Below are 22,597 nucleotides of genomic sequence, written 5' to 3' on the forward strand. Positions count from 1 at the left end.
ATCTGCTCTTGATCTTGTCGTGACGGAGCGGTGATGTGGGTTGGTGGGGGCGGGCGGGACGTAACTCGATATCACGAGAGGGTTTACGGACTTATGTATAGGCGCCCACTTATTGGCGTGACGACGCAGACGCTGCAGGCAATCGACGGGATTCCGAGCGGGTTGCCACAGTCTGACGTGATGAACCAGCGGTACTACATCGCCGTCGCCCTCGCGGGCGGCGCCCCGACGCTCATTCCGCTCCTCGACGATGAGCCGGAAGCGCTGTGGTCCGTCTATGATGCCTGCGACGGGATCCTGATCCCTGGCGGGGTGGACGTGGACCCCAAGCACTTCGGCGAGGACCCACATCCCAAGCTCGGCCGCATCGACGCGGCCCGGGACCGGGTGGAAATGCAGGTCACCCGCTGGGCCGTGGAGGACCGCAAGCCGTTGCTCGGGCTCTGTCGCGGCCTTCAGGTCATGAACGTCACCCTGGGTGGTTCCCTGTGGCAGGACCTCGAGGAGCAGGTGCCGGCGTCCATCAAGCACGACTACTTCCCGACGTATGGCTTCGACCGCGACCACCTGGCGCACGAGGTGAGCCTCACGAAGGGGTCGCGCCTGCGTGACCTGATGGAACTCGAGCGGATCCCGGTGAACAGCATGCATCACCAGGGGATCAAGACCTTGGCACCGTCGTTGGCGCCGTGTGCCGTGGCCCCAGACGGGCTGGTCGAGGCGGTGGAGATTGCGACCGACGGGCACTTCATGCTGGGTGTGCAGTGGCATCCCGAAGTCTTCGAGATGACGGACCCGCACACGCGGCACGTCTTCCGCGAGTTCATCAACGCCTCGGCCCGGCGACGCGGATAGCGGGCTGGTGGCCCGATCCCGCACAGGGTGAGGGGGAATTCCCCGATGCGTCTCGGGGCAAGGGGGGCAACGATAGACGCCCCCTCCCCGTCGAGGTCGTGCCGTGTCCCAGGCGATCGGTTCGAGCGCGTTTACGCCCGAGCAGTACGAGCGATTTCGCGAGGCCACGCGAGCCCAGGCCGCCGCGCTGCACACCCTCCTTGCCCGGCCCGGCTTTGGTGAGGGGGAGCGCACCCTCGGCGCGGAACTGGAGTTGTGCATCATCGACCGGGATGGCAACGCTCTTCCGGTGAATCGCGCGCTCCTGGCGGCAAACCTCGACCCGCACCTCACGGTCGAGATCGACAAGTTCAACTTGGAGTACAATCTCTCGCCGGTCCCGGCGCGCGGGGCCCCGTTTGCTGCCCTGCAGATGGAGCTGCACAACGCGCTTGCCTCGATCAACCGGACGGCGATGGCGTTCGACGGGCGCGTGGTGCCGGTGGGCATCCTGCCCACGCTCACCGAGCGCGACCTGACACCGGCGGCGTTGACCGACCTGCCGCGGTACCGGGCGCTCAACGAAGGATTGCAGGCGTTGCGCCACGCGCCATTCGAGGTGCGGATCGACGGGGAGGACCCGTTGACCCTGAATGCGAAGGACATCACGCTCGAGGGGGCGAACACCTCGTTCCAGGTGCATGTGCGCGTGACGCCCGCCGAGTTTGCGGACTGGTACAACGCGGCGCAGCTGGCCACGCCGGTCGCCCTCGCGGTTGCGTCCAACTCCCCGATCTTCCTGGGGCACCAGCTCTGGGATGAGACGCGGGTGGCGTTGTTCAAGCAATCGCTCGACTACCGCGACCTGGACGCGCAGCGGTTCCGGCCGCCGGCACGGGTCGGGTTCGGGCACGGCTGGGTGCGGCAGGGTGCGGCGGAGTTGTTCGACGAGGCGGTCGCGCTGTTTCCGCCGATCTTGCCGACGTTGTCCGGCGAAGAGGAAACAGACACCGCGCTGCCTCGATTGCGGGAGCTCCGGATGCACCAGGGGACGATCTGGCGGTGGAATCGCGCGATCTACGATCACTCGCATGGTGGGCACCTGCGCATCGAGATGCGTGCGTTGCCGGCCGGGCCGACGCCGCTCGACATGGCGGCGAACGCCGCGTTCCTCGTCGGGTTGACGGCGGGGCTCGCCCCAACCATCCGCTCCCTCGTGGCCGCGCTCCCGTTCTCGATCGCCGAGTGGAATTTCTATCGTGCGGCGCAGAGCGGGGTGGATGCGCGCCTCGCGTGGCCGCAGGGCGTGGCGCCGTCACCGGTGGAGCGGCCGGTCACGGAACTGGCCCTGGAGCTGCTGCCGGTGGCCGAGGCCGGGTTGGAGTCGTTAGGCGTGGACGATCACGAGGCGACGCGGCTGTTGCGGGTGATCAGGGAGCGGGTGGCCTCGCGGCAGACCGGGGCTCGCTGGATGCGCCAGGGGCTGGACCGGGCGCGTCGGGTGCACGGGATGCCCGGGGCGCTGGCCGACGTGGTGGAGGGGTATGTGGCGCGCGCGTCGACGGGGCGCCCGGTGCACGAGTGGGATGAGCTGACGCCGTAGCACGGTAGGGGAGCGGGCGGCCGCCGGAGCGGTGCCTCGCTACAGCTCGATGCCGAGGTCTGCCGCGATCTCCTTGCGCAGCCACGCTCGCGCCTGGATCCAGTCGCGCTGGATGGTTTTGACGGAGGTCTCGAGGCTCAAGGCGGTCTCTTCCAGGCTCAACCCGGCAAAGAAGCGGCGCTCCACGACCGCCGCCGCGCGCGGACTGGCCAGTGCGAGGCGATCCAGGGCCTCATCCAGCGCGAGCAACTCGTCGGCTGCGCGTTCGCCAACCAGGTTCTCCACCAAGTCCAGGGGCAGGTGCGTCGACCCCGATCCGCGCTTGTCGCGCTGGCGTGATCGCGCATGGTCCACCAGCACCTGGCGCATCGAGCGCGCCGCGATGGCGAAGAAGTGTCCTCGGTCCTTCGCGTCCAGCTGTTCACGCTCGGCGAGGCGCACGTAGGCCTCATGAACGAGGGCGGTTGCCCCCAGGGTGTGGCCGGTCTGTTCCCCCCGCAACTGCGCACCGGCGACCGCGCGTAGCTCGCCGTACACCAAGGGGAGCAGGCTGTCGAGCGCGCCGGCTTCTCCGGCGCGCCATTTCGCGAGGCATGAGGTGACCGAGGTCTCGGGCGACACGGGTCGATGATACCTCCTGGACACCGGGAGGCAAGCCGATGTCCAACGCGGCTCCCTTTTGTCGCAGCTGGTGGCACCCGAATCAGCATCCTCATGCTCCCAGCCATCAAACGCCCCTCCGCGCCCCCTCAGAGCCGGCCCCTCCTGGCGGACACCCCGCATTTCGCTTCGGACCTGAATGACCTCGTCAACCGATTCTCCTCCTTCGGTCGCCGCGTCGCGTCACGCCATGGCCTCGATGCCGGCGAAGTCGACGAGGTCCTTCAAGATGTCCGGATACGACTCTGGCGTGCGGCCAGCTCCCCCGGTGGGGTGCGGTGTACGAATGCGCGCTACATCCACAGGGTCGTGGTGTCCGCGTCGCTCGACCTGATCCGCCGACGCCGCACACGCCGCGCCCGGCTCGTGGCCCTGGACCACCTCGATCCCGAGGACCTCTCGGTGGATGCGTCGGCAGATGCGTTGCTGGACGCCGATACCCTCACCCAGGCCGTGCAGCAGGCGCTGCTGCGGCTCCCGCCCGCGCGGCGGGACGCCGTGCGCCTCGGCCTGCTCGGGCATGATCGGTTCGAGATTGCGCGCCTGATGGGCTGGAGTGTCGCGCGCTCGCGCAACCTCCTGTATCGGGGGCTTGCTGACCTTCGTGCCATCCTGGAGGCGCGGGGTATTGCCCCGTCGCGTGCTGGGCGCATGGGGGAACGAACCTCGCCAGCCGAGGTGACCTCGGTACATTGTGTGGCGACCCGTCCGAGTGACCACCCCGCGAGGCCCACGCGTGCAGCCTGAGAACTGGGAGCGCCTCGGTTCCATCTTCCTGGACGCCCTTGAGCTTGCGGGCGAACCACGTCGCGCCTACATCGAGGAAGCGTGCGCTGGTGATCCGCGGCTCCGCGCCGAGGTGGAGGCGATGATTGCGGCGCACGGGGAGGGGAGCGTGCCGGACAGTCCCGTCCTCCTCCTTCCCGGTGCTCGTCCCATGGGGGAACGACTGGCCGTGGGCACGCTGCTTGGCCCCTACCGGCTGGAAGAGATCGTGGCGCGCGGTGGGATGGGCGAGGTGTACCGCGCGGTCCGGGTCGACGACCAGTACCAGACGCAGGTGGCGATCAAGGTGGTTCGTCCGGAGCGGACCTCGTCGGACTTGCTGCGGAGGTTCAGGCAGGAGCGCCAGATCCTCGCCCAGCTGAACCACCCGAGTATCGTGACCCTCCTCGATGGGGGGATGACCCCCGCAGGGTTCCCGTACCTCGTGATGCAATTCGTGGATGGCGTGCCCATCACACGGTACGTGAAGGACCGGGAGCTCCCCCTGGTCGAGCGCTTGCGGCTCTTCCTGGCCGTGTGCGACGCCGTGCAGTTCGCGCACGCACACCTGGTGGTGCATCGCGATCTCAAGCCATCGAACATCCTGGTGCGTGCGGATGGCACGCCTCGCCTGCTCGATTTCGGGATCGCCAAGCTGATCGATGCAGGCGCTGAGGAGTCCGCGACCGGGGATCTCCTGCTGTTGACCCCTGAACACGCCGCGCCGGAGCAGTTCCTTGGCCAGCCGGTCACCACGGCGACCGATGTGTACGCGCTCGGGGTATTGCTGTACGAGCTGATTGCTGGCGCCCGGCCCTTCGCGAAGATTCCACCGCCGGACTTGCCGCGTGCGGTCTGCGAGGACCCGCCGCCGCCGCCGGGCGCGATCGTCCCGGTGCATGAGGACCTGGAACAGGTGGTGTTGAAGGCCCTGCGGAAGGAGCCCGCGCGCCGGTACGCCTCAGCGGGCCAGCTGGCCGAGGACATCACGCGCTTTCTCGGCGGGTGGCCCGTCGTGGCCCGGCCGGATTCGGCGCCGTACCGCTTTCGCCGGTTTGTCAGCCGGAATCGCCTGGGGGTTGGCGCGGCCGCGGTCGCGCTCGTGGCGCTCGTCGGTGCGGCCGGCTGGTCCGCCTGGCAGTCGGCCCGGCGCGCCGCCGCCCTCGAGGTCGCGGAGGCTGAGCGCGCCCGGGCGAATCGCATCACCAACTTCGTGCTCGGTGCGTTTCGGGCGACCAATCCCAGTGAGACACGCGGTCGCACGGTCACGGCACGTGAGCTATTGGACGCAGCGGCGGCGCGCGCCGCAAAGGACCTCGCCGGTGACCCGGCGGCCCTGGCCGACATACAACTCGCCATGGGCCAGGCGTACGGGTTCATCGGACTTGCCGGCCGGGCCGAGTCACTCCTGACGCAGGCGGTCGACGCTCGGACGGCGATGGACCCCGTCCAGCCACTGGAAGTCGCGACCGCGCGTGAATGGCGTGCGCGCACGCGGTTGACGGCGGGCCGATTTGAGGAGGGCATTCGCGAGATGCGCGCGGTGCTCGATGTCCGCGAACGCACGCTGGGGCCAAACGCGATCGAGCTGGTACCTGCGCTGCAGCGCATCGCCCTCGCGACGTTCCAAACGAACGATAGTGCTGCCGTGAAGGTGAGGTCCCTGGCGATGCTGGATCGTGCCGTGTCGATCGTGGAACGCGCAGACTCGGGGCAGACCATGACGGCCGCTGACCTGCACCGCATCCGCGCGTGGATCACAGGTGCTCAGGGCAAGACCAGCGAGGCTGTTGCCATTCAGCGACGTGCGGTGGAGATCGCCACGGCGGCCGCCCGGGACAGGGACGACCCCGCGCTCTTCAACTTCCGCGAAACGCTGGCGCTGATGCTGGCTCAGGACAGCCAGGGCGACTCCTCGATAGCGATCCATCGCGCGTTGCTCGCCGAACGTCGGCGTGTGTACGGCCAGGTTCATGAGTTGGTCTCCTACAGCCTCTACAACCTGGCCGATGCCCTACATGATGCGGGACGGAACAAAGAGGCGGCGCCGATCATGCGAGAGGCTGTGGAGATGCGGGAGAAGGTCTTTGGAGAGCGGCACATACAGACCGCGTACGCCCTTGGCGCCGAGGGGAACATCTTCGCTGGACTCGGCCGCCTGACGGAGGCGATCGACACGTATCAGCGGGCCATCTCGATCGCTGAACCCGTCATCGGCGGAGACAATGTCGTCGTGCTGGACTGGTACGAATTCTCGGCGATCCTGCAAACACATGTCGGGCGCACGAACGACGCGCTGAAGTCGCTGACCGTCCTGGTGGAGCGAGGGTATACCAATCTCGCGCGGCCCGAGTTTGCGAAACTCGCGCGTCACCCACGATTTCCTGCGTTGGAGGCGCGGGTACGTCCGGTGAAGTAGGCCTGAAGGGCGTGCGCGACCTGGAGCGCATTGCGACGAGCGCTGTCGACATGTGAGACGGCTGGTGAGCACAACCGGCGGTGAAGAACGTCACTTCGTCAACCGGAGGGGTGACATGGATCGCATCGTGGCCGGACTCGCGCTTATCGCGCTGCCACTCACCGCACAAACACGGGTGATCAGGGGGCCACCCGATCTCGGCACTCCGCGGAACATGCCCCCGGGGCCTTCCGTCACCGATTGGCAACCGCGCGCGCGTGCCGTCACGGAGGGTACGATTGTGCTTACGGAGCCAAGCTTCCGGGTCGCCGATCTGCGCGTCGCCATCGGACAGGTCCGCCGACTGCCGGTGAACGTCGCCGTGAGTACGCCAACCGTGCGCGACCGCAAGGTGACCGTCTGTGGTTCGAGTGAGAGTGGGTGTGGTGGCCACACGGCATCGGTGGCGGTGAGCTGAGGGCGGGGCGCCCCTACATCCCGCTCATGGCCGCGCTGGCCGCCTTGTACGCCTCGGCGTTCCAGAACGCGCGTCCGCAGGTGTCGCCCCCCTGGCCGATCGCCTGGGCATTGAATGACGCCCGCTGGGCGAACCCGGCGCCGTCCAGCTCCACCGTGCGACGTTCGCCCCCGGCAAGCTCGGTGAACACCAGCGTTCCCTTCGATGCGTTGTAACTGACGAACGCGACCGCCTCGCCCTTCAGCTTGAGCATGTAGGCGGGGGAAAGGCCGCATACCGTGGCACCATCCTTGGCGATTGCGTCGTCGCTCTTCGTAGGTGCCGTGGTGGGTGTGGCGGCCTGCGCCTGGATCGCCTTGAACTTCGCCGCGGTCTCTTCCTGCAGCCGAGCGTTGGCCTCCTTGCGCTCGGCATCGCTGCCTGTGGTTTGTGCGCTCGCACTACCGCCAGCTCCTGCGTTCCTGGCTTGCGAGCGTCGCCATGCTCGTTCGCTCAGCGAGTCGGCCTGGCAAGCCATGATCTCCCGCCGCCGTGCGACGACCTCGTCACTCGTCCACTCCGCCTTGGTGCAGCCGAACTCGTCCGAGTAGCCGGTATCGCCCTTTCCCTTCGCCGCCGTTGGGGGGAGCAGCAGTCCCTGCTTGGCGAGTGAGTCGCAGTCGTTCGACGTCACGATCCCATTACGCGTCATGATCACCGTGGGAATCGCGGCGGTGCTGACCCTCATCCGGCCGGTGGCGGGGTCGACCGTGGCGTCCCCGGGGCGCGCGAGGTCGTGGGCACCGAGGTACCCCGTCTTGATCCCGTCGAAGCAGGTGAGCCACTGGCCGTCCTGTACCCGCAGCCGCCCGCGCACCGTGTATTCCTTGCCCTGCGCCGCCTTCTTGAGCTTGTCCATGAGCCCCTGCGCGTGCGCCGACTCTGCGTAGCCGGTCAGGGCGAGGGCGACGAGCGCCGAGCTGAAGCAACACCTGAATGCCATGCCACCCTCCGTGGGATCACGACCGTATGGTCATGCGGGAGCCGGCTTTGTGCAAGGCAGCGCCGGGCCTCGGTCGATCGGGTGTGGGGCCCGGTGCAGGTCAACGCGCCGTCATGATGACCGGCGCGTGGCACCGGCGTTCGTGACACTTTGCGGGAGGTCGGGCCGTACACCCGGGAAACCAAACGCGTACCGCCATGTCGACCGTTCGCACCCCCGAGGAGCAGCGCCAGGAGTTCTCACGGGGCCGCATGCTGGCCATGCCGCTGGCCGGCACCATCGCCTGGGCCGTGATCGGGATCTCTTGAACGACCTCTTCAGTGCCCACACCTAGAGAGACTCTGGACAACTCGCTCTTGCGTGCCGAGTGATCTGGTCTGGTATTGCCGGGTGACCGAGCATCCGGGAGCGGCGGCATGAGCGAGCAGCGGACGTTGGCTAGTGCGGCAATTCGCTCGGGTCGAGCTGGGGGATGACCCGGTGCCGGATGAGTCGACGATCCTGCGACTCGGCCATCGGAGCAGCACGGTACCGGCCCAGCTCTTTGCGGTGGTGCGGAGTCTGTTGGCGGACCAGAGCCTGTTGCTCAACGCCGGGACGATAGCGGACTCCACGATCCTGCATGCATGAGACAACCGGGTGTGCGGATGATGTCGTCAAACGTTATTGTGCACGGGCCGCTGGCAAAATACTCTTCCGGCTCATCACACTTCACAGGAGGAGAGGGCTTATGCGACGGAGTATCTGGCGACTTTCGGCGGCGATGCTCGCGATGGCGGCTGCCGGCATGCCGGTCGCGGCGATGGATGCGGGTTGTCCAAGCCACCTCACCGGTCCAGGAGGCGTCGTCTGCCACAACACAGCAGGAACCAGCTGCAGTTCCTGCACGTACAACTGCGGAAGCGCGGGCACACACACCTGGGACGTTTGTGGCCTGATCGAGGGCTAGCTCGCTATCGGCAGGGATTCAGGGTCAGGGGGCCATCTGGTTGGCAGGGGATGGCCCCCCGAATTCGCGGTGGAGGATTCATGCGCGCCGTACAGAGGGTCGTGGACGGGATCACAATCGCCGCATTCGTTGGCGCGGCTTATCTTCTGAGTCGGCCAGGCTCCTCCCTGCGGGTGGAGTTGGACGATCACGCGTGGCGGCGCCAGATTGGGCGTGTGGCCAACGAACGATGGGCAGAACTGGTGAAGGTGGCGGTGGGCTCACGGGCAAACTCGGGTGAAGTGGATCTCATCGAAGTCACCGACTACCAGTGCCCTTATTGCCGCCGCGCCACCGCGGTGGTCGACTCACTTGAGGCGGTGGGGATCCGTGTGGCCTACCTCCACGTTCCTCCGCCGTCGCGTCCCATGTCGCACCTCGGTGCGATCGCGGCCGTGTGCGCAGAGGACCAGTCGCGGTTGGCGCCATATCACCGATTGCTGATGGCCGACACCACCTGGTACGGTGGGACGAGTTGGGAATCGTTGGCGAGCAGGAGTGGCATCGATTCGACCGCTTTCGTGACCTGCCTGCAGAGTGACAGCTCCAAGTCGGTCGTGAGCAAGCACGCGGACCTGGCGAAGGCACTGGGTGTGCGCGGAACACCAACGTTTGTCAGCCGCCTTGGAGTACGCGAGGGAGTTGTTGCAGCTGCCGAACTTGAGCGACTTGCGCGCAAGAGGTGATGGCCATGTCGGGGGTCCGGAAATGGTCACATTGGGCGGCCCGCGCCCCCGCGCTCCTTGCTGCCGTGGTTGCGGCTTCCAGCGTGGCCCTGGGACAGCCGACGAAGCGTCTCACCATCAGCACGTCAGCGATCACGATGATGCACCAAGGCGAGCCCTTCGCGTTCGTGCGGCCCGTTGGAGCGTCGCGACTCTCCGACGGCAGCGTGGCGGTCGTCGAGGCCGAGGATCAGCGGATCCACGTGTTTGGTATGGACGGGAACCTCGTGGCCAGCGCTGGTGGGAAGGGGCAGGGGCCGGGCGAACTGGAGTTCGCGACGTCCATCCGGGCGGTGGGAGATTCCTTCGCCGTTGTCGAAGCCTCCCCGGGACCGAACCGAGTGAGCTACTTCCGCGTCGGGCAGCAGGGAACCCGGAAGGTCATCCGATTCCTCTCACGCCGTATGCTCTCGCACGGCAGCCCGCCCGAGACAGTCACGCCACTCGCGATGACCGCTTCCGGTGTCCTCATCGTGAGCCCTGGCGGAATGAGGGTGTACAGGCCACCGCCGGTGATGCAGTCGCGAAGAGACTCCCTGACGGTAGGAGTCCTGGCCCCGGCGGAGGGCTCGCTGAAGTGGGTCGGTCGATTTGCTGGCGCCACCATGACGACGTATCCACTTCCCAGAGTGCGCGCGGGAGCCGGCGTTGCGGTCCAGCGGATGCGTGGCAGCCTCCAAGTAGCAGGTGGAGCGTCGGAGGTGTGGGTGGGAGATACTGAATCGGGCGTCGTGCGCGCATTCGATCGGGCCGGGGAGGTGAAGGCCACTCTGAGGCTGGTCGCTCCTCCAGTAGCAGCTACCATGCGGGCGATCGATGCCCTGAGGGATGACGAGTTGACCGAGGTGACGACGGAACCTGACTCGGCGAGGGTACGCGCGGAATTCTCGACCACCGGTTGGCTCGGCACCCCGCCGTTATTCAAACGAATAGTTCCCGCAAACGATGACCGGCTCTGGGTAGAGCGATGGCCTGCGGCGGTCGGCGAGAGTATCGTGACCGTCACTGGCCAGCACGGTGAGGCCGTGTCAGTGCTCATCCACCCATCCCGGTTCCGGCTCGTGGAAGTCAGCGATGGGCAAGCTATTCTCTTCCGCACCACCGACAGTGGGTTTATCAACGTGCAGATGGCCCGCATCGGTGGTGGGTGAGCTGGTCGCGTGGCGCGCACAGGTCGCGCTGGAAGGTCGGGAGATCTCGAACGGGAGGCACATGTGCATATGTCTGGGCGTCGCGCATGGATGGTCGCGCTGGCTGTCGTTGGGTGCGAACAGCCAGGCGATCGCGCCATCCAGTCGGAGACCGCGTTGCCACCCATTCCCCGCAGGCCGGTGGCGTTCTTCGGGACATGGCAGCGAGTGGCTCCCATCGGACTGCGCGGCGGCCTGGTCCAATTCACGGCTGAGGCGCGGGCCGCCGGTGCCGTACCATGGCCCGGGCGCGGGATGGTCCCGATCGACGGATGGGAAGTGCGCTTCATGTCACGCGATCCCGTCGGGAGCCGGCAAGATTGGCGATCCGGGTACTCCGACGGTGGAGATGCCTCATGCCTCTCCGGTGACTCATCGTGCGTCAGCTTGCCCATGCTTTGCGTGAGCGCTCGGGGTGAATGGCTGTGCGAAGCGTTCGAGGTGAGCGCCGATTCCCTCCTGACGTCGTCCGGCCTGAGGTATGCTCGTGTCCGTGAGACGGCGGACTCCACGAACCGCCGACCGTGACACAGGGTGATTCGTGAGCGCCGCTCCCGCGTGGGCCAGGCGCGGTCGCGACTGGCGCATCGTCATGGAGTTCGACGTATTGAGGACGATGTGGCCCCCGGCTCCGTCTGGCGTTGCCTGGGTTCTCCGAAACGGGGCTGAGGGAGAGCCCAGTCGAATCGATGTGTTCGCGCCCACCGGCGTCCTGACGGACCGCGTGACTGCGGCCGCTTTCCCCTCTTCTTTCTCACCGATTTGACCTATGTCGCGGCGGACAGCCGGCGGATGGCCCGGGTGTGCGCCTCTGCAGGTACCTTCGCTTCGCCGCTGGAGCGCAGACTGAAACGGTTAGGAGACGCGCTTCGGACGCTGGCGAGCACGCAGCACGCGCATCTGGAGCGCTTGAACGGAGGGGGCACCGAGAGCGTCTGCAACATCGTGCCAAGGCATGTCTGCGTCGTGGAGTTGCATCGCGAGCGAAACGATCCGGTCCTGCAACAGGACGCGCATGGGTGGGAGGCGCACTGCCTTGAGGTCGCGCTCGGCTCGCCGCAGTGGTATGCGCAGCTGATCGAGGAATGCCGTCACGCGCTATGGGGGCGATGGGTCGCGACGCAGGGCCACGAGAATCCGGATGGCCTCGAGGTTTCCGTACCCCCTGACTTCAGCAGCTGGCGCATCGAACCCCCGAGGATCGAGCCGGGCATACACCTGACGAACCCTACGCAACTTGTCGAGCAGCCGATGCTCCTCATCCGGCGACGTGAAGAAGAGATCATCCACACCAATGCGTGCCAGAACATCGAGACGTCGGTGCGCCCGCGCCGAGCCGCTGGCTATGACGAACAGAAGCGCCGCCGGTCTCTCATTGCGCAGTGACCGAGCGCATTGCAGAGAGGTCGGCTCACCATCGTCGACGAGGAGGCAGGGTGTCCTGTCAGATACCCCCCCTGAAGGGGGTAAGAAGGAAGGGGAGAAAACGACTGGTTGCCACGGGGCTCGCTGCAAGGAGCCGGCGACCATCGGCATCAGCCATGTGAGTCGCGTATCGACAAGCACCGGCTCGCGCTCGTGGGAGTTCCCGCTTGTGGTCATCGTTCACACATATCAGAATCCTCACCAACTGAACACTCGTGCAAACCCCAGTATGCCAGCCGAGCTCGCTGGCTGACCCTGCCCACATGTCAGAGGCAGGAAGCGAAGAGGGGCGAAGCAGGCCGTCGACGAGGAGCGCTGCGCCTTCGAGCACGGTACCTGGCGACCCGTCGTCACCGAAAGCGGCGGGAAAGCTCCTCGTCTGCGGAATACTCGAGCACGGCTTCGCTCGCATTCTCAGCGACACCTGCACGCACGAGTATCTCCTGGCGTTCTCCTGCAAGGTCGGTACTTCTTCCCGAGCTGCCACGCCACGCGCCTCGCCATCTGGACGCAGTGGCTCGACACCAAGCTGCTTGCGCCCGTGTCGCACCGGCGGGTGGTACTCACCGTCCCCAAGCCGCTGGCCGTGGGTGGTCTCCTCCCCACCAGCGGGGCCCGGGAGAGGTTGATCCGCCGGACGGCGGGGGAAGACCCATGAAGAGATCTCGATTCACCGCCGAGCAGATCGTCGGGATCCTGCGGGAGGCCGCGGCGGGGAGTCCGGGGCGCCAGGTGGCTTGGAAGCACGGTAGCACGGAGACGACGTCGTACCGCTGGCAAAGCGTGTACGGCGGGATGCGAACGGATGAGGCGAAGCGCCAACGGCAGGGTGCGCAGCCTGGTGCAGTCCAACGCGCCGCCCCGGGATCGGCGCCGGACGGCAGCGTTCGTGACACTTCGCACACGGTCGAGCCGTACACCCGGGAAACCAAACGCCTGCACCCATGTCCACCGTTCGCACACTCGAGGAGCAGCGCCAGGAGTTCTCACGGGGGCGCATGCTGGCGATGCCGATCGCCGGCACGATCGCCTGGGCGGTGGTCGGCACCTTCGGCCCGATGCTCGACGTGGGGAGGGCTGGCCTGTTGATGTATGTCGCGACGGGTTCGATCGCCTACCTGGGGATGTTCATCTCCCGGTTTACCGGTGAACACTTCCTCGACAAGTCGAAGCCGAAGAACGTGTTTGACGCCCTGTTCTTTCACGGGATGGCGCAGGCGGTGCTGGTGTACTCCATCGCGATTCCCTTCGCCATTGAGGTGCCCAGCTCGGCGCCGCTGAGTGTGGGGATCCTGGCCGGCCTGATGTGGATTCCCGTGTCGTGGATCGTGCAACATTGGATCGGGTGGTTTCACACCGTCACGCGCACCGTACTGATCGTCGCGGCGTGGTATGCCTTTCCCACGGAGCGATTCCTGACCATTCCGTGGATCATCGTGGGGGTCTACCTCGTGACGATCGCCGTGCTGGAGAGGCGCTGGCGGCGCGTGCGCGGGGCGGCGCGCGCCGGGTAGCTCAAGGCCCGGGTCGGATTCAACGAGGGACAGGGCCCAGCCGACTACACGTCCGCCGCGCGGCCGGCATCCAACGATCATGACCCCCCTCATTCGCGTCACGGCGCTCTGCGCTTGCCTCGGCGCCGCCAGCGTGTTGCCGGGCCAGATATCGCGACCACAAACGAACGACTCCGCGCGTATCGCCCGCATCGAACGCCGGCTCCTTCCCTCGGTCCCCCTGGCTGGGACGCCAGACTCCGGCTGGTCGGTCCGCGAGCGCCTCGCCCATCACGACGTCGCCGGGATGAGTGTGGCCGTCATTCGGGGCGGCACGCTGGCCTGGGCCGGGGCCTATGGCGTCCGCGATCGCACGACCGGCGCACCGATGGATACCAGCACCATCCTGCAAGGCGGTTCATTGAGCAAGCCGATGGCCGCGGCGATCGGGCTCTCCCTTGTGCAGGACGGCACGCTCACGCTCGACGATGATGTCAACCGGTGGCTCCGCAGTTGGCGCGTGCCCGTGGACAGCTTCACGCGAGCGCACCCGGTCACCATGCGCCTCCTGTTGAGCCATCGCGCTGGTGTCTCGGTGAGCGGGTTTGACGGGTACCCGCGAGGCGCCCCGCTGCCGACCGTTGAGCAGGTCCTGCGCCGCGAAGGGCCAACGAACTCGGACACGATCCGGGTGGTGCGCACCCCCGGGACCGCGGCAGCCTACTCGGGGGGCGGGTACCTCATCGCACAACAGGTGATGACCGACGCCACCAGCCGCGCATTCAATGCCTTGGCGTTCGAGCGACTCTTCCGCCCACTTGGCCTCACCCGTTCAACGTATGCCTCGCTTGCGGACCAGGCGAACCGCGGCAACATCGCGCACGGGTACTTCGGTGATGGCAAGCCGGTACCCGGCGGCTGGCGCGTACTGCCCGAACAGGCGCCGGCCTCGCTCTGGACCACGCCGTCGGAGTACGCCCGCTTTGTTGTTGAGCTGCAGCGCGCCTGGCGTGGGGACACGGGGCGATTGCTGTCGCCGGCCACGGTCCGCGCCATGATGACGCTGCAGGGGGCCGAGGCCGACGAGCAGGGGATCGGGGTGGGGCTCAAGGGGAACCCGCCCTTCCGGTTCAGTCACACGGGATGGAACGATGGCTTTCGCTCGATCGCCATTGGGTACCTCGATCGCGGGGACGGGATCGTCGTGCTGACCAACGCCGACGATGGGGACGAGGTCGCGATGGAGTACGTGCGCGCCGCCGCCCGAGAGTACGGCTGGGAAGACCTCGCCCCGCGCACCCGCACGGCGATCGCCGTGTCGGCGGCGGATCGCGCAGCGATGGTCGGGCGCTATCGCACCGGCCCCGAGTCGGTGATCGAGATTGCCGAGCGTGATGGCGAGCTCATCGCCGGCCCCGCGGGCCGCCGGCTGATGCCGCTCCTGGCGGAGCGCCGCGACCAGTTCTTCTTCACCTTCACGGCGGACGCGGCCTTGTCCGTGGAGCGCGACGCGACCGGGCGAGTCGCCGCGATTCGGTGGAACCTGGGAGGTCGGGAGGTGCGCGGCGAGCGCATCCCAAACTGAGGGCAGCGAACGGGCCCGCCCACCGGCTTACCGGAGGACGTCGGAGATGTTATCGAGACGCAGGACCGGTGTGCTGACCAGCAGCTCGCGCAGGATCGGGACATGGCCGGCCCCGATAATGACCAGGACGCGCTCGTCGTCACGCCGGATAAGGCGCGCGATGTTGCTGTAGATCCTGAGGTTCCGGTTGTACCAGGCGCTGACGAACCCGTCGGCGCCGAAGTAGTCGCCCGCAGGGCCATTCAAGAGGTTGCCGACAAGGTAGTGCCCGTGCCCGGCGCGGAGGCGCTCCGGGCTGTTGAGATGCATGAGTGTTTCCCGCAACGACCGGACCGTCTTGAGCGAGTCGTCCTGACGGTAGATCGCCGCGAAACGCGCCTCCCAGTCGATTGCCGAAAGCGGCCCCGGCGTGAGCGCCTTCTCTCGGCGCGTCCACTCATGCTCGGTCATGGTGGAATCGAGGGATCGCGCCGGGGCGTCGATGGCCGAGACGCCACTGAGGCCGAGCCGGCGCGCGAGCCGGAAACCGATCTGGTACGTCTCGTTGCTCAGGGTGTCCATCCCGTTTCCGGGGTACACGCGGAAGAGGGAGTCGAGCCTCGCCTGCCGTGAGAGGCCGGCCTCGACCGCGATACGTGTCGGCTTCCAGGCGGCGAGCCTTGCGATCACTTCCTCGAGTTCCTTCTGGCGCGCGGTTGATCGGATGTCAAACGGGAAGGTGGGTTTGTAGCCATCGAGCCCGGCGTCCTCGAAGTGAAACATGCCGAGCACGAGCACGTGAGCTTGACGGTCGGGGCGGAGTTCGGTGATGCGATCCTGGGCCTCCACGAGGCGGGCGACACCCATGGACAGGACAACCAGACGAGCCAGTGTACGCACGAGGTCTCCGCTGTGGGGCAGGGGGGTTGGGATGCCGCCCCCCTTGGATCTCCCAGCTGCTGAGAAGGTTTGACCTCGGCGATGCCTAAGGAGCCGTCGCTGTGAAGGTGGCCGTGCCCACGTAGCCCTTCGATGTGTTGGTGAACCCGTCCCCTGTGCCCCTCGGATCCTGCCGCGTCACCTGGACCGTGTACACCTCACCCGGAACCAGGGGACGACTGGCCACGTCGGTTGAGCCGCCCGACGGGGCGGTGGTGCCGTACGACAGAGGCGAAGTGAGGGAGTTCCCTGCCGTGGCGGCGACTGACCAAACGAGCGCCGCCGTGTAGCCATCGCCGGCCGTGGCGCCGCGATAGACCCGCACGAGCTGGGCTCCGGCCGGCTGCCAGGAGATAGTCAGGGTCGCAGTTCCTACGGTTGTGGCGACGACCCGCGGTACCTGCGTCGGGTCGTAGGGATTGCGGTCGCAGGCGAGGAGGGTCGCCGCGGCAACGACTATCAGGCTGCGTCGGAAGGACGCACAGGGCGATGCCGGCATGCGATCAACCTAGTCGCGCACCCGCGCGTTCGACCGTACCGGCGACTCGTCGTGCAGCGGTTCGGCCGGGACGCGCGGAGCGGCGTTGATGGGTGCAGGTGCGAGGACGGGCTCAGCCGCTACTGTGCCGTCAGGCAGCCCGTCAGGCGACCTCCGCCGTTGGTTGCTCGGATTCGCCGAACGCAATGGTGTAGCAATCCGATGCGCATACCACGCTGCCAGTACCGCTGCGACAAGCATCGCCGCAGCGCCAATCCAGATGCCCTGCTCCGCCTCCGCATCCATGGGCTCGAAGAGTGGTTGGGCGGCCAGCAGCCCCGCCGTCGTTATTCCCCAGGTGGCGATGGCAGCCATTGCCCAGCGTGCGCGCCTGAAGACCCCGATGGCCCCCACTGCCGCCGACACGCCGATCACCAGCTGCAACGCGGCAAACAACTGCGAGCCAGGTTCGGTGTCGCGGAGCTCGCCCAGGGCCTGCCGAAAGGCATCCTTGCTGAATAGCACCAGGGCGACGGAGAGGAGGTAGCGGCCAACGATTCCAATCACAGGTACACTCGGCTTGCGTGGGTCGACGCGGGTTGTTGGGTGCCGTGGGTGTTCTACCGCGAAAGGCAGGTTGGCACAAGCAGGCGCGCCATGTCCACGGCACAGTCCGCCAGCCCTGGATACCTGATGGCCTTAGCTTACGACCCGGGCCGCGCGACGCACCACCGCGGGGTCCCTGCTGGCGCCTCCTGGTCCGGACACTCCTGTGTAGCCACGAGTAGATGCTTCGAGTCGTTTGCCTTCTGTTCCTCACCTGCGTTCCCGTGTTGCTGCCCGGCCAGGACGCTGCCCTCGAGCGTTCCATCCGCAACGTCTACGGGCAGCTCCTCATCGCGCGGGCCGCTCAGCAGCGGTACAGTACCAGGGATCCCGCCACCGCGGCGGCCAACGATTCCGCGATCGCCGGCTGGTTGCGGGCCGCCGGGGTTCCCGCGGTCGATAGCGTCGGGCGTGCGCAGTATCCGCAAGCCGTCGCCGGTGCGGAGGCTGACGTGCGCCGCTTGCAGGGGGTGGTCAACCTCACACTCCGGATGGCCGTGCCGCGGTATGCCACCTTGGGTGCCTTTCTCGAAGCGACGATGCCGTGGGCGAAGCACGAAAAGGATCTTGTGCGCCTCCGGCCGACGATGGGCGCGGCGCTGGTGAGCGCCCCTCCACCCGCGGTGACCCCCTCCGCGCCAGGTCCGATACCCCTCCCGAGCGCAGCGCGATCGTCCACGGCCGCGGCGACCCCCGAGCCGACGCAGCGCAATTCCGTGCAGGGCGCGACCCAACTTGAGGGGGTCTATCTCCGTCGCGTGACCACGACGGGATATGGCGGCATGATCGCTTTTGCGTATCGCCCGTTCCTGCACTATGCGGACGGCTCGGTGTTCATCGATCCATCGTTGGCGGGCGCGGCGTTCGATCCCGTGGCGAGTCGAGACACGGCATCGCACGCTTGGGGGCACGTGGTCACGCGCGCCGGGGCCACGTGGCAGGTGCGCATGCTCAGTACCCAGCGCGCGCGTGATGGCCTGGAGCGTGAGTTCGTCGGGGTCTATCGCCTGACCCCGGCGCGCGCCGGGCAGTCGCTCAGTGGCGAGTATCGCTCATTGGGCGGCACCGGCAACCTCGCGGTCGGTGGGGATGCGGCGGTGGTGGTCGAGGACCTTTGGTCATTCCTTCCCGACGGCCGCTTCACCCGAGGCGGATTCGCGGGGTCATCCAATCGTGGGGTGACGACCGGTTCCACCCGCGCGACAAAGGCCGGACGCTATCGCGCGGACGGCTATGCGATCGAGCTGACGTATGACGACGGGTCGGTCGAGCGGCTCCTGTTCGGCCTCGACGATACGGGTGGACTGGTGACCGTTGGTGGCGGCGTGTACACGCGCAAACGAGAGTGAGGTACCGGCAGCGATAGCGCTGGCCGGTCGCACTGCCGGGTCCCTTCCAACCCGGTAGTGCGTCGGCGTCCCCTATCGCCCGCTGTGATCCACCGAACCGTCCTTTAGGTAGCGATCGAAGAAGTCGAGCATCTCGCCCAGCATCGCCTTCGTGTTCTCCCGGCCGTAGACGTAGTAGGTCTCGTTAGGGTACTTCCGGTACTCCACCACCTTGGAGTGTTTCGCCAGCTCGCGTGCGTACTTCCACGCCGCGTACTCGGTATCGAGCACGTCCAGGCCGAAGCCGTGGATGAGCATCGCTGGCGCGGTCGCATCCTTTGCCTTGTGGATGGCCGAGCTGCGGCGGTAGATCGAGTCCACGGCGGGCGTGGAGGGCCAGCGCCCCAGTTCGTAGTGGAGCAGCTGGCTGTGCTGAAGCTGCGGCACCACTGTGTGGAAGTCGGTCACGTCCCCGTAGCCGGAGCCCGAGATCGCCGCCTGGAACACGCCGGGGGCGAACGAGGTGGCGTACATCGTGAGCATCCCGCCGTAGCTGATCCCCGTGATCCCGATCTTCCCGGGATTCACATACGCCTGCTGCTTGGCCCACGTCACCCCCGCGAGGACGTCGCGCAGGTCGCCGTGTCCCCAGTCGCGGTTGTTGGCGTCCTCGAAGCGCTTGCCGTAGCCGGAGCTGCCCCGCACGTTGGGCGCGATCACGACGTATCCGCGACTGGCGAAGAACTGCGGCTGCAATTGGTAGTTGTCCAAGAACTGCTGCGTCGGGCCCCCGTGCACGTACATGATGACCGGCGCCTGGTCACCGGCCCGCAACCCCTTCGGCTTGTAGAGATAGGCGTTGATCGTGAGGCCCTCGTTGGTCCAGGCGATCTTCTCGGGCTCGATAAGCTGCGAGGCGATGGCGCCTTCGGGGTCGGAGTCGGTGAGCTGCCGGGGCGTTCCACCGGCCGCGGGCACGACGAAGAGGTCCGGCGCACGCGTCGGCGTGCCGAAGGCGTACGAGATGAAGTGCCCATTGGGCGACCATTCCGCGCGCGACAGCAGCCCCACCGGCGGAGCCACGACGGTGCGGGCCGTCCCTCCAGTCGCCGGCGCCACCTTCAACGACTGCGTCCCGTTCGTGATCGAGAGGAAGAGCACCTGGCTTCCGTCGGGGGACCACCGCGCGTCGCTCTGGTCGGCGCGCTCTACCGCGAGCGGGCGCGGCGTACCGCCGGCCAGTGGGGCGAGCCAGTAGTTGGCCCACCCGCTGCGCTGCGAGCGGAAGAGGATGGTCTTCCCGTCGGGTGACACGCGCGCAAAGCCGAAGGACGCGCCCTGTCGATAGTCGAAGTAGTCCTTGTCGCTGAGCACAAGGCGCGCCGGGCCGCCCACGGCCGGAATGGAGAAGACATCGTGGTCGACCCAGCGCGAGTCGAGGCGCGTGTAGAGCACCCGGCTGCCGTCGGGCGTGAACGAGGGAAAGCCCTCGTACAGCGGGGACGAGGTCAGGCGCGTGGCGACGCCCGTCTCGACATCCACCACATACACGTCCTCGCTTCCGTTTCGGTCGTTGGCCAGGGCGATCCGGTCGCCGGTGGGCGAGAAGGCGTATGATCGCACATGGCCGGAGAGGCGCGTGATGCGGCGCTCGGTGCCCGCCGCGATGTCGAAGCCGAAGACGTCGTTCCCTCCCTCCACTCCCTTCACATACGTCACCAAACGGCCGTCGGGTGAGCGACGAAGCTGCGACGCCCCGCCGAGCGATGGTGTGTGTCGGGTAGGAGCCCCACCATTTACCCCCACGGACGCGAGGGCACCGTCGCCGCCGATGTAGATCAGTCGCGTGCCGTCGCTTGACCAGACCGGGGATTCTCCGGCACCAATGGCGGACAGCACCGACTGGAATAGGTCGATCGACGGCGGTGTGTCCACCTGGGCCGCGAGCGTCGATGCACCGACGATCGTGAAGGATGCGAGAGCAAAGGCACGAGTGCGGCGCATGGGGATCCGATTCAGGGTCGACGGAGTATGCGCTCTACGCTCCCGTCGCGCGAGCCGTCCGGGGCTCGGGACAATACCCCGGAGTGAGGCCGCTTTAGCCCCCGCGGTCTAGCTGTGCTGGCCGGGGTCCGTGGCCGCGCGGGTTGCGGGATCGGGATCGAACACTCGCTCCGTGGCCGCCGCCGGTTCGCCGCTGTCGAGCAAGAGGGCCCGCTCGACGACGCGCGTTACGTGGGCGCGTGTGACCAACCCGACCAGCTCACCGCCCGGCAAGGTGACCACGGGTAGCGCCGCCAGGTCGCGCAAGCCGAGTCGACGCACCACCTCCTCGAGCCCGGCCTCGAGTGAGACGGCCGGCGTGGCGACCAGCAGGTCCCCGACAATGAGCGCCGGCAAGGCGTCCCGGTTGCGCGCAGCTTGTGCGAGCAGGCTGACCGGGAGGATGCCGGCGAGTCGTCCTGCGGCGTCCACGACCGGGAACAAGGGTTGCGCGGAGAACGCCACCCGACGAAGCACGGGCTCGATGGCCTCGTGCTCGTGCAGGATGAGGGGGGTGGCGTCGTACGCATCCTTCACGCGCAACCGCGCGAGCACGTCGCGTTCGCTGGGCTGCTGGAGCACGACTCCTCGCCGACGCAACCAGCCACTGTACAGGTCGTCACGTTCAAAGCGGCGTGCGACGACGATCGCGAGCCCGGTGACGAGCATCAGCGGCGCCATGAGGGCGTAGTCGTCGGTGAGTTCAAACACAAGCAGGATCGCGGTGATAGGCGCACCGGTGGCAGCCCCCACCACGCCACCCATGGCGACAAACGCCCACGCGGCGGGCTGTACTCCAAGCGAGGGTAGCAGTGCGCCCAGCAGTCCAGCCAGGGCCGCACCAGTGGCCGCTCCCACGTACATCGAGGGCGCGAACAAGCCCCCGGAGCCACCGGTCCCGAGCGTCAGTGCTGTCGCGACGATCTTCGCGAAGCAGAGGGCGAGGATCACGTACCAGGCCACGCCGCCGAACACCTCGGCAGGAATCGCGAGATGGCCTGGCCCGAGCAGGAGACCGTTCGAGAGCCAGACCATGAGTCCCACGGTGGCTCCGCCCAGCGCGGCCTTTGTACGTGGCGTGAGTGGTGATCGGGCAACGGCCTCGCCGACCCCAAAATACGTGCGCACGAACACCACCGTCACCAACCCGCAGGCGAGGCCGAGGAGTGGTGGCAGGGCGAGCAGTTCGAACCACGAACGCGACGGGTGCAGGTTGGGCACCGGGAACGCCGGATGTACACCAAACACGGCAGTGGAAATCACCGATGCCACGACGCTCGCGACCACGACGGTGGGGAAGGCGGCGACCTGCAGGCCGCCCAGGACCTCTTCAAGGGCGAAGAAGGCACCCGCCAACGGAGCATTGAAGGCGGCCGAGATACCGGCCGCAGTCCCCGCTGCGACCAACAGGCGCGTGCGGTCACGCGAGAAGCGAAAGGCGCGCGACAGCACGGAGCCCAGGCCGCCACCAAGCACCGCGGCCGGCCCCTCGGCTCCCACGGAGCCGCCGGCGCCAAGGGTTACGGCGCTCGACACACTCCGCGCGGCGAGCGGTTGCAAGGGGACGACACCACCCTCACGCTTGACTCGTCGCTTGAGGTCGGGGACGTTGAGTCCCTCTTCGCGCGGCGCCCATCGGCGCATGACCGACACGGCCGCCACGAAGCCAAGGGCAGTGAGCAGGGGGCGGTAGGCGGGATTGCGCAGGGCCTCGACGCGTGCGCCCGGCCAGCGGATGAACAAAGCGTCGCTGAGATCCACCAGCGAGTAGAAGCCAACGACGCCGAGGGCGGCGGCCGCGCCGATTACGACGGCAAACGCGAGGAGGACGGCATTCTCGGAGAGGTCGAGGGTGCCGAACCATTCGACGAACTCGTCCCAGCCTCCGGCGGCGGCGCGGCGCGGCCCGAAGGTGAGCTGACGGGTGCGCCGTCGGGCCTGAACCTCGGCGGCGCGCACCGCACGAGCCGCGCGCTCACCCAGGCGACCGAAGTGCGCGAGCACGCCCAGCAGGCGATCCAGCGGACGAGGAGCACCGTGGGAAGGAGGAACCGGCGGCATGTTCCGCAAGATAGACGCTCGCTGGCCTCCGTCCGAA

At 67.4% G+C, this 22,597-nt stretch carries 20 protein-coding genes; 13 read left to right on the forward strand and 7 right to left on the reverse strand.

Annotated features, from left to right (window positions below; genetic code table 11):
• Positions 1–117: 117 nt before the first annotated feature.
• Together IPK85_08180 and IPK85_08185 are read left to right on the forward strand one after the other, a co-directional pair.
• Positions 118–855, forward strand: a complete 738-nt coding sequence (locus IPK85_08180) for a gamma-glutamyl-gamma-aminobutyrate hydrolase family protein (protein MBK8247357.1) — start codon at positions 118–120, stop codon at positions 853–855.
• 103 nt (positions 856–958) lie between these two features.
• Complete coding sequence (locus IPK85_08185) at positions 959–2,437, forward strand: glutamate--cysteine ligase (protein MBK8247358.1); 1,479 nt, start codon at positions 959–961, stop codon at positions 2,435–2,437.
• A gap of 39 nt (positions 2,438–2,476) precedes the next feature.
• Here IPK85_08185 and IPK85_08190 read toward each other — a convergent pair whose 3' ends face one another.
• Positions 2,477–3,220: a sigma-70 family RNA polymerase sigma factor gene (locus tag IPK85_08190; GenBank protein MBK8247359.1), complete on the reverse strand. Its 744-nt coding sequence runs from the start codon at positions 3,218–3,220 to the stop codon at positions 2,477–2,479.
• Here IPK85_08190 and IPK85_08195 point away from each other — a divergent pair.
• The 3 genes from IPK85_08195 to IPK85_08205 all read left to right on the forward strand — a co-directional run bounded on the left by IPK85_08195 (position 3,152) and on the right by IPK85_08205 (position 6,738).
• Positions 3,152–3,844: an RNA polymerase sigma factor gene (locus IPK85_08195; GenBank protein MBK8247360.1), complete on the forward strand. Its 693-nt coding sequence runs from the start codon at positions 3,152–3,154 to the stop codon at positions 3,842–3,844. The genes IPK85_08190 and IPK85_08195 overlap by 69 nt on opposite strands.
• Complete coding sequence (locus IPK85_08200; protein ID MBK8247361.1) at positions 3,834–6,281, forward strand: serine/threonine protein kinase; 2,448 nt, start codon at positions 3,834–3,836, stop codon at positions 6,279–6,281. Before IPK85_08195 ends, IPK85_08200 begins: the two co-directional genes overlap by 11 nt.
• 115 nt (positions 6,282–6,396) lie before the next feature.
• On the forward strand, positions 6,397–6,738 hold the full coding sequence (locus IPK85_08205) for a hypothetical protein (protein MBK8247362.1): 342 nt from the start codon (positions 6,397–6,399) through the stop codon (positions 6,736–6,738).
• Between the two features lie 13 nt (positions 6,739–6,751).
• On the opposite strand, the gene IPK85_08210 is transcribed toward IPK85_08205, so the two are convergent.
• On the reverse strand, positions 6,752–7,720 hold the full coding sequence (locus IPK85_08210; protein MBK8247363.1) for a hypothetical protein: 969 nt from the start codon (positions 7,718–7,720) through the stop codon (positions 6,752–6,754).
• Between the two features lie 441 nt (positions 7,721–8,161).
• Here IPK85_08210 and IPK85_08215 point away from each other — a divergent pair, with 441 nt between their 5' ends.
• The 7 genes from IPK85_08215 (at position 8,162) to IPK85_08245 (ending at position 15,126) form a co-directional block, all read left to right on the forward strand.
• Entirely contained in the window at positions 8,162–8,350 is a 189-nt protein-coding gene (locus IPK85_08215; protein ID MBK8247364.1) for a hypothetical protein, read from the forward strand.
• A gap of 100 nt (positions 8,351–8,450) precedes the next feature.
• A complete protein-coding gene (locus tag IPK85_08220) occupies positions 8,451–8,669 on the forward strand; it encodes a hypothetical protein (GenBank protein ID MBK8247365.1) in 219 nt (72 codons plus the stop codon).
• An 80-nt stretch (positions 8,670–8,749) separates the two neighbouring features.
• Complete coding sequence (locus tag IPK85_08225) at positions 8,750–9,394, forward strand: thioredoxin domain-containing protein (protein MBK8247366.1); 645 nt, start codon at positions 8,750–8,752, stop codon at positions 9,392–9,394.
• 65 nt (positions 9,395–9,459) lie between these two features.
• Positions 9,460–10,584 (forward strand): hypothetical protein, encoded by a 1,125-nt coding sequence (locus IPK85_08230; GenBank protein MBK8247367.1) that lies wholly within the window; start codon positions 9,460–9,462, stop codon positions 10,582–10,584.
• 801 nt (positions 10,585–11,385) lie between these two features.
• Positions 11,386–12,009, forward strand: coding sequence for a hypothetical protein (locus IPK85_08235; GenBank protein ID MBK8247368.1), 624 nt, complete (start codon positions 11,386–11,388; stop codon positions 12,007–12,009).
• Between the two features lie 983 nt (positions 12,010–12,992).
• Positions 12,993–13,562, forward strand: coding sequence for a hypothetical protein (locus tag IPK85_08240; protein ID MBK8247369.1), 570 nt, complete (start codon positions 12,993–12,995; stop codon positions 13,560–13,562).
• 79 nt (positions 13,563–13,641) lie between these two features.
• Positions 13,642–15,126 (forward strand): beta-lactamase family protein, encoded by a 1,485-nt coding sequence (locus tag IPK85_08245; protein MBK8247370.1) that lies wholly within the window; start codon positions 13,642–13,644, stop codon positions 15,124–15,126.
• Between the two features lie 27 nt (positions 15,127–15,153).
• Here the strand turns inward: IPK85_08245 and IPK85_08250 are convergent, their stop codons facing one another.
• The 3 genes from IPK85_08250 to IPK85_08260 all read right to left on the reverse strand — a co-directional run bounded on the left by IPK85_08250 (position 15,154) and on the right by IPK85_08260 (position 17,089).
• Positions 15,154–16,005, reverse strand: coding sequence for a hypothetical protein (locus IPK85_08250; protein ID MBK8247371.1), 852 nt, complete (start codon positions 16,003–16,005; stop codon positions 15,154–15,156).
• An 85-nt stretch (positions 16,006–16,090) separates the two neighbouring features.
• On the reverse strand, positions 16,091–16,543 hold the full coding sequence (locus tag IPK85_08255) for a hypothetical protein (protein ID MBK8247372.1): 453 nt from the start codon (positions 16,541–16,543) through the stop codon (positions 16,091–16,093).
• A gap of 9 nt (positions 16,544–16,552) precedes the next feature.
• Positions 16,553–17,089: a hypothetical protein gene (locus IPK85_08260; protein MBK8247373.1), complete on the reverse strand. Its 537-nt coding sequence runs from the start codon at positions 17,087–17,089 to the stop codon at positions 16,553–16,555.
• 221 nt (positions 17,090–17,310) lie between these two features.
• Here IPK85_08260 and IPK85_08265 point away from each other — a divergent pair, with 221 nt between their 5' ends.
• Entirely contained in the window at positions 17,311–18,477 is a 1,167-nt protein-coding gene (locus IPK85_08265; GenBank protein ID MBK8247374.1) for a hypothetical protein, read from the forward strand.
• 72 nt (positions 18,478–18,549) lie between these two features.
• On the opposite strand, the gene IPK85_08270 is transcribed toward IPK85_08265, so the two are convergent.
• Together IPK85_08270 and IPK85_08275 are read right to left on the reverse strand one after the other, a co-directional pair.
• On the reverse strand, positions 18,550–20,460 hold the full coding sequence (locus tag IPK85_08270; protein MBK8247375.1) for a S9 family peptidase: 1,911 nt from the start codon (positions 20,458–20,460) through the stop codon (positions 18,550–18,552).
• Between the two features lie 108 nt (positions 20,461–20,568).
• Entirely contained in the window at positions 20,569–22,560 is a 1,992-nt protein-coding gene (locus IPK85_08275) for a chloride channel protein (GenBank protein MBK8247376.1), read from the reverse strand.
• Between the last annotated feature and the right edge of the window lie 37 nt (positions 22,561–22,597).

The organism is Gemmatimonadota bacterium (assembly GCA_016712265.1).
In the GTDB taxonomy this organism is placed as follows: domain Bacteria; phylum Gemmatimonadota; class Gemmatimonadetes; order Gemmatimonadales; family Gemmatimonadaceae; genus RBC101.

Bases quoted from the DNA above. Each gene is read 5' to 3' on its own strand.
- IPK85_08195 (MBK8247360.1), top strand. From the start codon at position 3,152: ATGCTCCCAGCCATCAAACGCCCCTCCGCGCCCCCTCAGAGCCGGCCC.
- IPK85_08190 (MBK8247359.1), bottom strand. From the start codon at position 3,220: ATGCGGGGTGTCCGCCAGGAGGGGCCGGCTCTGAGGGGGCGCGGAGGG.
- IPK85_08205 (MBK8247362.1), top strand. From the start codon at position 6,397: ATGGATCGCATCGTGGCCGGACTCGCGCTTATCGCGCTGCCACTCACC.
- IPK85_08210 (MBK8247363.1), bottom strand. From the start codon at position 7,720: ATGGCATTCAGGTGTTGCTTCAGCTCGGCGCTCGTCGCCCTCGCCCTG.
- IPK85_08220 (MBK8247365.1), top strand. From the start codon at position 8,451: ATGCGACGGAGTATCTGGCGACTTTCGGCGGCGATGCTCGCGATGGCG.
- IPK85_08225 (MBK8247366.1), top strand. From the start codon at position 8,750: ATGCGCGCCGTACAGAGGGTCGTGGACGGGATCACAATCGCCGCATTC.
- IPK85_08240 (MBK8247369.1), top strand. From the start codon at position 12,993: ATGTCCACCGTTCGCACACTCGAGGAGCAGCGCCAGGAGTTCTCACGG.
- IPK85_08245 (MBK8247370.1), top strand. From the start codon at position 13,642: ATGACCCCCCTCATTCGCGTCACGGCGCTCTGCGCTTGCCTCGGCGCC.
- IPK85_08255 (MBK8247372.1), bottom strand. From the start codon at position 16,543: ATGCCGGCATCGCCCTGTGCGTCCTTCCGACGCAGCCTGATAGTCGTT.
- IPK85_08265 (MBK8247374.1), top strand. From the start codon at position 17,311: ATGCTTCGAGTCGTTTGCCTTCTGTTCCTCACCTGCGTTCCCGTGTTG.
- IPK85_08270 (MBK8247375.1), bottom strand. From the start codon at position 20,460: ATGCGCCGCACTCGTGCCTTTGCTCTCGCATCCTTCACGATCGTCGGT.
- IPK85_08275 (MBK8247376.1), bottom strand. From the start codon at position 22,560: ATGCCGCCGGTTCCTCCTTCCCACGGTGCTCCTCGTCCGCTGGATCGC.